Raw genomic sequence first — 9,305 nt, 5'->3', positions numbered from 1 at the left:
AGCATAAAAGAAAAAAGAAGGTTGAACAGGCTAAGTACCCTGGGGAAAGAGTACAGATAGACATAAAATATGTTCCGGGAGAATGCATACAGTTTGGCACACGTGACCAGAAGTATTATCAAATAACGGCATTAGATGAATATACAAGAAAAAGAGTGTTAAGAATAGCAGATGAAAAAAGCACCTAATGGAAAAGTGGAAAGAAGCCACAGGCTTGACAGCAAGTACTATGCAGACAAGAAATTTAAAAGCAAGGAAGAACTGTTAAGGTCAATAAAGAAATACAATACAAGATACAACAACATATCAAGAAAAGTACTAGGCTTTAAGAGTCCAAATGAAGTATTAAAAGAGTACAAGCAAAATCATTAGGTTAAAGCTACATTAGGAAAGAAATATTTTTTTTAATATATTTTTGTAACAAATGTTTGACATCTATACATAAAATAAAAAAAATAATTTCTTATAATGTTGACAATTTTAAGAAAAAGTGATATACTAATTTAGTCATACTAGCCGGGGAGTTAGCGGTGCCCTGTATCTACAACCCGCTTTAGTAGAGGTGATGTCAAATTTGAGGGAAGTTTTAGTGTCAACGTCTTATTTCAAAAGTGTTGAGAAAATAGTCCTATATTGTAGAGAGTTAGCGAAATGTGTCAGGTCGGGAACGAAGCAGCACTAAGTTGATTTCTTTAGGTTTATAGGGTAGCTGTTTTTGAGCTTTTGACTTGAGAAACGGATGGTAAAATATTTTCGATAATTTGATGTATGACGTTTTAAGTTAATTAAAAAATATTTTTTATTAAGTTTAATATTAAAAAAAATTTTAAATTTTTTCGCTACAAATGGAGGTTTCAATGAAAGTAGTCGAGTGGGATAAAAAAGGGAATATTGGTAAAATTTTAATAGACATATTGGAGGTAGATCCGAAATTTTCTTTTAATAAGAAAAAGGAGGATATATTTTTTTTATGCAATAATGAAGATTTATACGGTTATGCAGTTCTTAGTTTAGGTAATATTGCGGAACTGAAAAAAATATTTATTTTACCGAAATTGAGAAATAATGGATATGGGACGTTTTTTTTGAAACATATGATTAATTGGCTTACAAATAGAAATTTTGATTCACTAATCGTAACTAATCATAAAAAAATGAATAATTTTCTTGAAAAACAGCGGTTTATAAGAACACAAGACGGATATATATTGAATAATTTGAGAGAAGGAAAAAAGCAGGAAGAAAATATACTTTTTATTTCAAAATTTGCAATTTGTGTAAATATTATTTTAGCTTTTTTAAAAATTGTAGCTGGAAAGATTTTTTTAAGCATGTCGCTACTTTCAGACGGGTTAAATTCACTTTCAGATTTGATTACAAATATTTTAGTTATTGTAGGATTAAAAGTTGGAAGCAATCCTGAAGATAAGGAACATCCTTTTGGGCATGGAAAGATAGAGTCAGTTTTTAGTGTGATAATTGGGACATTTATAATGATAACAGCTTTTGAGCTGATAAAGGATAATTTTTCAAAATTGACATCTCTTAGTAGTGAAAGTAATTTGAAGATTACAGTTATTCCAATAATTGTAACAATTTTAGCAATATTAATAAAAATATTTCAATTGTCTTTTATGAAAAAAAGAGCAAAAAAATATAATAATTCATTAATAAATTCATTGCTTACAGATTATAATTCAGATATTGTAATTTCTGCTTCTGTTTTAATCGGACTGTTTTTATCAAGGATTCATCCTGTATTTGACACAATTGTAGGATTTATCGTGTCAATTTATATTATAAAAAGCGGTTATGGACTAATAAAGGAAAATTCATTAATATTGCTGGATTCACAAGATGATGAATTAATCGAAAAAATACGTTCTGAAATATTGCAGTTTAAGGAAATTAAAAATGCACATGACTTTAGAATGACTACTTCTGGGAAGGATATTTATATGTTTGCTGATGTGAGAATGGATAAAGGCAAAACAATTGAAGAAGCACACGATATTACAAATAGAATTTCCAAAAAAGTTAAACATAAATATAAAAATATAAAAAGGCTTTTGATTCATATTGAGCCTATGTATGAAGATGATTAAGTTTGCTGGAATAAAAAAACTGTACTTATTGTATTTTTAGACTTTTACAAATGACTATAATATAAAAATATAAAGGAGATATACTAAAATGATAGAAAAAATAAAACATGAGAAATACAAGATTTTAAAAAGAAATATTATTGAAGATTCTGATTTTACAAAGGAAACAATGTTTATTCTGATTTGTGCAATGATTATAGCGTCAATAGGGTTAAATACAAATTCTGTTGCAGTAATTATTGGAGCAATGTTGATTTCGCCGCTAATGTCGCCAATTCAGTCGCTAGGATTGGGATTATCAAATGGAAATTTGAAAAGAGTTTATGTGTCATTTTTTAGATTAGGGATTTTTATATTAATAAGTGTGGTAAGTTCCACTTTTTATTTTTTAGTAAGCCCTATAAATGAAGCGACTCCGCAAATATTAGCTCGAACTTCTCCAACTTTATGGGATGTATTAATTGCAATTTTTGGTGGAATTGCAGGAGTAATTGGAAAAACGGAGGAAGATGGCGGAAATGTAGTTCCTGGAGTAGCTATTGCAACAGCACTGATGCCGCCTTTGTGTGTAGTAGGATTTGGGATTGCTCATGCGAATTTTAAAATTTTTCTTGGAGCAGGATATTTATTTATAATAAATGTATTTTTTATAATGATGGCAACATTAATTGGATTAAAAATTTATTCGGGAAATATTTTTAAAGCAGAAGGAAAAATTTCAATAAAAAAACAAATTATATTTTATGTTGGAAGCCTAATTATAATTATTCCAAGCATATATACAGCTGCAACTTTAGTTCAGGATACAGCAAGAGAGGATTCCTTAAAAAAATTTATTTCAAAAGAATTAGATAGCCATTATGTTTTTGACAATTCTATCAATAAAAAAGATAAAATTATTACTTTAAAAATTGTAGGAGAGGCTTTTAAAAAGCAGGATATCGAAAAACTGGAAAAGAAGTTAGGAAAATATAAATTGAAAAACTATAAATTAAGCATACAGCAGCTATCAAATGAAAAGTATTTGACAGCACAGGATTTGTCAAAATATTTAAATGAAGAAAAAACAAAAGAAAATACAGAAAGCATTGCATTACCAAGTAAAAATGAAGATCAGGCAATTTTGGAAAGTGATTTAAAAACTGTTGAAAATGTTTTGTATAAAAATTTTTCAAATAATATTGATGAAGTTAAAATTGGTAAACTGATAGATGCAAATAATAATGAAAATTTTGTTATTTTAGTTGTTGGTAATGAAACTATGACAGATGAAATTGCTGAAAAAATAAAAAACACTGAATTTGATACTCAAGAAAAATATAATATTATTATTGAAAGAGACAAATTAGAAAAATCTAATAAAAATAAAAATTGATCTTTGAGGATAAAAAAATATTAATAATATAGAAAAAACTAAAAAATATATGAATAAATGTAAAAAATGGATTAAAGCCTTGACAAATGGCTTTAGATTTATTATAATAGTTTGTATAAGTGTAAAAAATTATGATTTTATATAATTGTTTTTACAATATTAAGTTAAAATATTAATGATATAAAAATTAGAAAGGAGTCGATAAATAATGGCAGTACCTAAGAAAAGAACTTCTAAAGCGAAAAGAAATATGAGAAGATCACATGATTCAATTAAAGCTCCAAATATTATTGTAGAAGCTGATGGATCAATAAGAAGACCACACAGATTAAATTTGGAAACAGGAGTTTACAGAGGTAGACAAGTAATAGCTAATGAAGCTACAGAAGCTGAATAGTTTGTCAAAGCAGGATTTATGTCTTGCTTTTTTTTTTGCTTTTTTATATAAAATTCAGCAATTTTTAAATATATTTTTCATTCGTATAATTTTAGAATTTGAGTAAAATAGTCATAATTTTTGAGTTCGATTTTAAATTAGTTTTATTATAAATGTTAAATGTTATGGCTATGATACCTTGCTTAAAAAAGAAAAAATGTTATTCTAAGATAAGAAATTCAAAATATAACTTTTTATTTTTCACTAAATATTTTCCTATATCTTTGAATGTTTTTAGTTGTATTTTTAACTTTTTTGTGATAGACTTTAGTAGAACAATTTTAAATTTAGAAAGTATAAAATTATCTAAAAAATAAATATAAATAATAAAAATAAATCTGAGGTGAGACATGAAAGTTGGTATTTTAGGAACAGGATCTTATGTGCCTGAAAAGATAATGACAAATGATGACTTGGCAAAAATTGTTGATACAAATGATGAGTGGATAACAGTTAGAACTGGTATTAAAGAAAGAAGAATTGCAGATGAAAATGAAGCTACATCTGATTTGGCATTTAGAGCTGCACAAAGAGCAATTGAAGATGCAGGGATAGATCAAAATGAGATTGATTTGGTTATTGTTGCAACTATGACTCCTGACTATGGAACTCCATCAACTGCAGCATTAGTTCAAGATAAATTGGGGATAAATGCAGCGGCGTTTGATTTGGGTGCGGCTTGTACTGGATTTGTTTATGCTTATTCAGCTGGTCATAGCTTTGTTAAGGCAGGACTTTATAAAAAAGTGCTAGTTATTGGGGCAGAAACTATGTCAAGAGTAATTGACTGGACAGACAGAGGAACTTGCATTCTATTTGGAGATGGTGCAGGAGCTGTTGTGCTTGGAGAAGTGGAAAATGGAGGTTATTTGGCAAGCCATCTTGTAGCTGATGGTTCAGGAGCAAAAGAGCTTTTGGTACCAGCTGGAGGAACTAAAGAACCTGTATCAAAGGAAAAGATAGAAGCTAAAGACATTTATTTAAAGATGAACGGAAGAGAAATATTTAAATTTGCAGTAAGAGTATTTCCTGAAACAGTGGAAAATGTTTTAAAACAGGCTGGAATTACTGCAGATGATATTGATTTGTTTATTCCGCATCAAGCAAATATCAGAATTATTGAATCAATTGCCAAAAGATTTAAGCAACCGCTAGATAAATTTTTTGTAAATCTGAATAAATATGGAAATACTTCAGCTGGCTCAATTCCAATAGCACTTGATGAAGCTATAAAGGGAGGAAAACTAAAAAAAGGGGATAAATTTGTTGCTACTGGATTTGGTGGTGGACTAACTTATGGTTCAATTATGGTTGAAATTTCAAAATAATAATTTATTTTAATAAAATAAATAATCTAAAATGATCTTAAAACTTGTAATTTTAAAAGTTTCAGAGTATAATATACTAGAAAATATTTATACTTGATAAAAATTTAGAATTTAGTAAAATAAATATTATGAAGTAAAGTGATTTTAACAAAAAGATAGCAAGAAGTCGTAGGCTTTCTATAAGTGGGAGATGAATTGCATTTTTGATTGATATTTATAGCAAAATGTATTACACTAAATATATCAGGGTAGGAACTACCCGAAGAGCTTGGTAAATATATTTGGCTAGTCATACGCAGATACTTCCCAAGAAGCTCCCGCTTCTAAAATCGGGAGTAGTTCACCAAAAGTTTAAATACACAAAAAATAAAAATTTTTAAATATTGAAGGAGGAAAGTTATGAATTCAAAAATATTTTGGGGACTGATAATAGTCGTTTTAAGTTTATTTAAGTTCATACCTGAAGATATTATGAAGTATATTGTAAATTATCAGGTAGTAATGGTTCTTGTAGGTGTTTATTTCTTGGTTAAAAAGAAAAAGCATGGGTGGATTTTTTTTGGTATAGGTGTATATCTATATATTACTCACTATGTATGGGAAGATTTACCACTATTTATAGTTCCTTTGATTTTAGGACTAGTTGTTGTAGGGCTTGGTATAAAAGAAATTGTTGATAAAAGACAATTAACTAAATTTAGTAATAAAAATGCTAAAGAATCAAAAGAAAAAACAATCGAAGCAGAAGAAGAAAAAAAATAATTTTTTAAACTTTGAAAAAGATTTTTAAAAAAATTAAGAGGAGAAGTTGTATGTCAAAAATTGCTTTTGTATTTCCAGGGCAAGGTACACAGTATGCTGGAATGGGGAAAAAATTATACGATGAAGTAAATGATGAAAATAAAAAATTAATTGATAAAATTTTTGAAAATAATGAAGATGTGAAGAAAGTTATTTTTGAAGGAACTGACGAAGAATTAAAAAATACAAAATATGCACAACCTGCGATTGCACTATTTTCAGTTATTTTAACTAAATTATTAAAAGAAAAAGGTATAAATGCAGATTTTGTGGCTGGACATAGCTTAGGGGAATACAGTTCTTTATATGCAGCTGGAGTTCTAAGTGAAATTGATACATTAAAATTAATTTCAAAAAGAGGAGAAATAATGAGCCATGCTAATGTTAGCGGAGGAATGGCTGCAATATTAGGACTTAGTGCCACAGATGTGGAAAATATTTGTAATGAAATTGATGGAATTGTGGAAGCTGTAAATTATAATGAGCCAAAGCAGACTGTTATTGCTGGAGAAAAAGAAGCAATTGAAAAAAATCTTGAATTATTTAAGGCAAAAGGTGCAAGAAGAGCATTGCCACTAGCAGTTTCAGGGCCTTTTCATTCATCATTGATGAAGCCTGTTGCCGAAACTTTGAAAAAAGAATTTGAAAATTATACTTGGAATGATCCAGCAACTCCAATTATTGCAAATACTACAGCAAATATTTTAACTTCAGCTGAAGAAATAAAAAACGAATTATATAATCAAACATTTGGTCCAGTAAAATGGGTTGACACAATAAATAAGCTATCTGAAAATGGAGTTACAAAGATTTATGAAATTGGACCAGGAAAAGTATTGGCAGGATTAATTAAAAAGATTAATAAAGAAATTGAAGTTATTAATATTGAAAATGTAGAAAGTTTGTAATTTTTATTAATATAAATTGAAAAAAGACTGACTTAAAAAGAAAATTTTTAGGTGCAGTCTTTTTTTTGTATGTTATACTATTTTCCATTTTATACTAAATCCTATTTAAATAATGAATTTACTACAAACTTTTTTAGTAAAGGATATAAACCTAATATTTATTTTCAAATAGTTAGAATAAATATTCGCTTTTTAAACGGAGAATAGTATAAATAGCCAATTGATTATAAATTTTATATTTAAATAATAAGCAGTAATTTAACTAATTTAAGTATAAATTCAGAATAAAAAATTTAATATTTTTTAAAAATATTTTAATTTAATATTGACATTTTTTAAAAAATATAGTATAAATAATTAAATAAAAATTAATAAAAGAGGTGGGTAGTTATGGATAAGGTTATAAAAAATGATCAAAAAAAAATTGAAAAGATGAAAAGAAAGGAGGAAAATAAAAAATTACGAGAACGTGAAAAAGGATTTACACTTGTGGAAGTGATTTTAGTAGTAGCGATTATTACAATAATATCAGCAATCGCTGTACCTCAAGTTGGAAAATATTTGAATAAGGCTAATAGAAGTAAAGTTATCGGAGCAGTTGCAGAGCTTAATAATACGTCAACCTCTTGGAGTATTGACCATGGAGGAGATTCACCTAAAAATCTTCAGGATATTTTGACAGAACATGGAAACTTGAATAAACTTGGAATTGGGCTAGATAGTAGTGGAAAATTTAAAATTGGGAATATTGAAGGAAATGTAGTTTATCAGAATGGAGAAGTTTTTGCAAAAATTTCTGCAGGGAGTAAAGCATTTGCGGGAGAAGAAATCAGAAAATAATGAAACGTGAAATAATAAATAGTATAGTTGAAATGATTAAATATTGTATTTTTTTTAGAATAATTTGGGTTGATATAAAAAAGAGGATAATTCCTGAAGAGAGTGTTGTTATTTTAATTGTTTTAGGATTAATAGCGGCAATTCAAGATAATAATTTTGAAAAGTATTATTTAGGAATTTGTACCTATTCAATGCCAATGATTGTGCTATATATTTTGGAGGATTATTTTGGAAAAATGTTGATTGGTTTTGGGGATGTGAAGCTAATGATGGGGATTGGTGGGCTTTTGGGATATTTTGGAATAGAGAAAATATTGAATTTTTATATGATTTTATATATTTTTTCAGGAATTATTGCTTTTTTATTTTTATTTTTGAAAAAATGGAAGAAATATGAATATATACCATTTGCACCATTTATTATTGCAAGTTATGTTATTTTTGTAATTTTTAATAAGTGAAAGCTGGTGAAAAAATGGGAAAAAATAGGGGAGAAACATTAATCGAAAGTCTTATTTCAATGTTTTTTGTTACAGTTGCCATTATTCCAATTTCCAATTTATTTTTAAAGACTTTTCAAGCAGATGTGAAAGTAGATGATTTAAATAAAAAAAATATAAATGTTGAAAATATGATAGAAATAATAAAGTCAAAAAAATATGAGGAAATGTTGAATTTTAGTGGAAAATATGAGATTTCAAAAGTGGATGATTTTTACAATAGATTTGCAATTGAAAAAAAGTATCAAGTTTTAAAAAATTTGGAGCAAAGGCAGAACAAAAATGGAAAATTTCAGGAGAATAAAATAAATGTGGAAATAAAGAGAACGGATGGGTATTTTGTTAATGAATATGGAAATAAGGAATATATTTTTGAAATAAATATTGATAAAGTAAAGGATTATTACTTTCCTGATTTCGATGAACAGAGTTGATTTTAAAAATTTTATATTAATTGAATTTTGTAGATTTTTAAAAATTAGGGAATAATGGTATTTATAAAACTAGATCTTTTATCAAAAAATAGAAAAAATGTAAAAAAATAAAATGGAATAATATTGTATTGATTGTATAAATTTATAAAAAGAATAAAAATTAAGGGGGAAAATGATTGGAAAGGTAAAAAATAGAAGAAGTGGATATTTATTGGTAGAAATATTGATAAGTATGTTTATATTTTCTGTGCTTGTTTTTGTTATTTCTGTGTTTTTAAAGCGGATAATCATTGTAGAAAAAGCTAAGAAAGATAATCAAAAAATGTATGAGAAAATGTATTTTTCAATGGATAAAATGATTTTGGATATAAAAAATAGGGATATGCAGAAATTTTCTTATGAAGGAGAAAATAATGATATTTTGGTAAGGGAAAATTTGATAGTTTTTAAATTAAATGAAATTCTTTATAAAATTGAATATGACAAAGGGAAACTTTTTGTTTCAGATGCTGAAAATACTGGAAAATTTGGAAGTAAAGTGGAAATTGGAAAATTTAATGAAGTAAAATTTGAAAAAG

The 9,305-nt window shown here is 27.0% G+C and carries 10 protein-coding genes, 1 other RNA gene and 1 pseudogene; all 12 read left to right on the top strand.

The features are described from left to right. Positions 1–372, top strand: a pseudogene (locus ACO409_RS09265) (transposase family protein); the annotation flags it as partial. A 135-nt stretch (positions 373–507) separates the two neighbouring features. Next, an RNA gene (gene ffs / locus ACO409_RS09260) (signal recognition particle sRNA large type) lies at positions 508–772 on the top strand. An 85-nt stretch (positions 773–857) separates the two neighbouring features. Continuing rightward, positions 858–2,105 (top strand): GNAT family N-acetyltransferase, encoded by a 1,248-nt coding sequence (locus ACO409_RS09255; RefSeq protein ID WP_485556620.1) that lies wholly within the window; start codon positions 858–860, stop codon positions 2,103–2,105. An 88-nt stretch (positions 2,106–2,193) separates the two neighbouring features. Then, positions 2,194–3,480 carry a TIGR00341 family protein gene (locus ACO409_RS09250; protein ID WP_485556618.1) on the top strand — a complete coding sequence of 429 codons (1,287 nt, stop codon included), beginning with the start codon at positions 2,194–2,196 and terminating at the stop codon, positions 3,478–3,480. Positions 3,481–3,688: 208 nt separating this feature from the next. Next, positions 3,689–3,877 (top strand): 50S ribosomal protein L32, encoded by a 189-nt coding sequence (rpmF, locus tag ACO409_RS09245; RefSeq protein WP_018451473.1) that lies wholly within the window; start codon positions 3,689–3,691, stop codon positions 3,875–3,877. A gap of 389 nt (positions 3,878–4,266) precedes the next feature. Continuing rightward, positions 4,267–5,244 (top strand): beta-ketoacyl-ACP synthase III, encoded by a 978-nt coding sequence (locus tag ACO409_RS09240; RefSeq protein WP_485556616.1) that lies wholly within the window; start codon positions 4,267–4,269, stop codon positions 5,242–5,244. A gap of 399 nt (positions 5,245–5,643) precedes the next feature. Beyond that, entirely contained in the window at positions 5,644–6,006 is a 363-nt protein-coding gene (locus ACO409_RS09235) for a hypothetical protein (protein WP_485556614.1), read from the top strand. A gap of 50 nt (positions 6,007–6,056) precedes the next feature. Then, complete coding sequence (gene fabD / locus ACO409_RS09230; protein WP_485556612.1) at positions 6,057–6,953, top strand: ACP S-malonyltransferase; 897 nt, start codon at positions 6,057–6,059, stop codon at positions 6,951–6,953. 390 nt (positions 6,954–7,343) lie between these two features. After that, positions 7,344–7,793 carry a prepilin-type N-terminal cleavage/methylation domain-containing protein gene (locus tag ACO409_RS09225; protein ID WP_485556610.1) on the top strand — a complete coding sequence of 150 codons (450 nt, stop codon included), beginning with the start codon at positions 7,344–7,346 and terminating at the stop codon, positions 7,791–7,793. Next, the gene (locus ACO409_RS09220; protein WP_485556608.1) at positions 7,793–8,254 is read left to right on the top strand and encodes a prepilin peptidase; all 462 of its coding nucleotides are present in this window, start codon (positions 7,793–7,795) and stop codon (positions 8,252–8,254) included. The genes ACO409_RS09225 and ACO409_RS09220 overlap by 1 nt, the downstream gene beginning before the upstream one ends. 14 nt (positions 8,255–8,268) lie before the next feature. Next, positions 8,269–8,727 (top strand): type IV pilus modification PilV family protein, encoded by a 459-nt coding sequence (locus ACO409_RS09215; RefSeq protein ID WP_485556606.1) that lies wholly within the window; start codon positions 8,269–8,271, stop codon positions 8,725–8,727. A 172-nt stretch (positions 8,728–8,899) separates the two neighbouring features. After that, positions 8,900–9,305 (top strand): PulJ/GspJ family protein (locus ACO409_RS09210; protein WP_485556604.1); only part of this gene is annotated, 406 nt, incomplete at its 3' end.

This window comes from Leptotrichia sp., from assembly GCF_057270615.1.
Note: the sequence above shows the minus strand (reverse complement) of the source record. Positions and strands in the feature narration are given on the sequence as shown.

Excerpts from the sequence above, each read along its gene's own strand:
- ACO409_RS09255 (WP_485556620.1), top strand. The coding sequence starts at position 858 with ATGAAAGTAGTCGAGTGGGATAAAAAAGGGAATATTGGTAAAATTTTA.
- ACO409_RS09250 (WP_485556618.1), top strand. The coding sequence starts at position 2,194 with ATGATAGAAAAAATAAAACATGAGAAATACAAGATTTTAAAAAGAAAT.
- rpmF (WP_018451473.1), top strand. The coding sequence starts at position 3,689 with ATGGCAGTACCTAAGAAAAGAACTTCTAAAGCGAAAAGAAATATGAGA.
- ACO409_RS09240 (WP_485556616.1), top strand. The coding sequence starts at position 4,267 with ATGAAAGTTGGTATTTTAGGAACAGGATCTTATGTGCCTGAAAAGATA.
- ACO409_RS09235 (WP_485556614.1), top strand. The coding sequence starts at position 5,644 with ATGAATTCAAAAATATTTTGGGGACTGATAATAGTCGTTTTAAGTTTA.
- fabD (WP_485556612.1), top strand. The coding sequence starts at position 6,057 with ATGTCAAAAATTGCTTTTGTATTTCCAGGGCAAGGTACACAGTATGCT.
- ACO409_RS09225 (WP_485556610.1), top strand. The coding sequence starts at position 7,344 with ATGGATAAGGTTATAAAAAATGATCAAAAAAAAATTGAAAAGATGAAA.
- ACO409_RS09220 (WP_485556608.1), top strand. The coding sequence starts at position 7,793 with ATGAAACGTGAAATAATAAATAGTATAGTTGAAATGATTAAATATTGT.
- ACO409_RS09215 (WP_485556606.1), top strand. The coding sequence starts at position 8,269 with ATGGGAAAAAATAGGGGAGAAACATTAATCGAAAGTCTTATTTCAATG.